General features: G+C 37.6%; 1 protein-coding gene. It reads left to right on the top strand.

Annotated features, from left to right (window positions below):
* Nucleotides 1-250: 250 nt before the first annotated feature.
* The gene (locus tag BQ7314_RS13565; RefSeq protein WP_174484229.1) at nt 251-1567 is read left to right on the top strand and encodes a hypothetical protein; all 1317 of its coding nucleotides are present in this window, start codon (nt 251-253) and stop codon (nt 1565-1567) included.
* Nucleotides 1568-1666: the final 99 nt, after the last annotated feature.

Here is a 1666-nt window from a genome sequence, read left to right on the forward strand (position 1 = left end):
GCATCTGCGCTTCAATTTCTTTTGAGTAAGGTTTTATCTTGGGTCGATTTTAAATAAAGTTTATGAGTTGCATCATTATAATTCTTAAATTGAACTTGCCTAAATTAATTTGTGCTCATTCCTAAGGTAGTTTTAGGCACTCACTGTTTTCTAAATGAGTAAAGTAGCTTGTTAGTTAGCTGGTGATATTGGGTGAGGCGTCTTAAGAGTGGAGCTTCATTTGATATAAATCTTTTTAGGAGATGGAAAAATGAAATTCAATAAAACGATAATGGCAGCAAGTGTAGCGCTTGCTTTTGGTTTGTCATCTGTGCCTGCATATGCTGAAGCCCTTGCAGATCCTACGACTTCTGCAGATACAAGTGGTGATAATTCTAGTTCAGCCAATGATAATTCTTTGGCGGCAACTGATAGCAGTACCAATGATAATGTAGGTAATACTGCAAATTCAAATAATGATAGTAGTGCAACTGATAGTAATAATGACAACAGTACTACTGATGCCAGCAATATTGATGTGACTGCAACAGATATTGCGAATGATAAAAGTACCAATAATAGCAATGATGATAACAGTACTACCGATGCTGGTAACACGGATATTGCTGCTTCAGATATTGCGAATGATAAAAGTACGAATGATAGCAATGACGATAACAGCACTACTGATGTTGGTAACACGGATATTGCTGCTTCAGATATTGCGAATGATAAAAGTACGAACGATAGCAATGATGATAACAGCACTACCGATGCTGGTAACACTGATATTGCTGCCACAGATATTTTGAATGACAAAAGTACGACTGATAGTAATGATGATAACAGTACTACTGATGCCAGTAATACGGATGTCGCTGCCACAGATATTTTGAATGACAAAAGTACGACTGATAGTAATGATGATAACAGCAACTCAGATGTAGCTAATACAGATGTTGCTGTGTCAGATATTGCGAATGATAAAAGTACGAATGACAGCAATGATGATAACAGCGTTACCGATGTTGATAACACAGATGTCGCTGCCACAGATATATTGAATGATAAAAGTACGAATGACAGTAATGATGATAACAGTAGCTCAGATGTAGGTAATACAGATGTAGCAGTGTCAGATGTTTTAAATGACAAGAGTACTTATGACAGCAATGATAACAACAGCGATAACAGTGCAGTTGATAGTAATGATGATAGGAGTGATAACAGCTATGCATCAGCAACCGATGCTGCTGCTAATTATAACAGTACTGCAAAGTCTGATCGTAGTGATAATAGTTCTGCCAGTGCAATGGGTAATGGCTCAGCCTCTGCAAATGGTGGTGGCGATGCTATCGTAGATAGCAGCGATAATAGTACCTCTACTATAGATAATAGCTATGCAAAAGCTTCTGAAGGTAGTGCGGCAGCAAATGGCGGTGGTGATGCGACTGTCAATAACAGTGATAACAGTAATTCTCTTGCGTCAAGTGCTGATAATGGCTCGGCAGCATCTATTAATGGTAATGCAGACTCATCGTATTCAGTCAATACTGCATCACTAAGGAATGAGCACAAATTAATTTAGGCAAGTTCAATTTAAGAATTATAATGATGCAACTCATAAACTTTATTTAAAATCGACCCAAGATAAAACCTTACTCAAAAGAAATTGAAGCGCAGATGC

The organism is methanotrophic endosymbiont of Bathymodiolus puteoserpentis (Logatchev) (assembly GCF_900128525.1).
In the GTDB taxonomy this organism is placed as follows: Bacteria; Pseudomonadota; Gammaproteobacteria; order Methylococcales; family Methylomonadaceae; genus Methyloprofundus.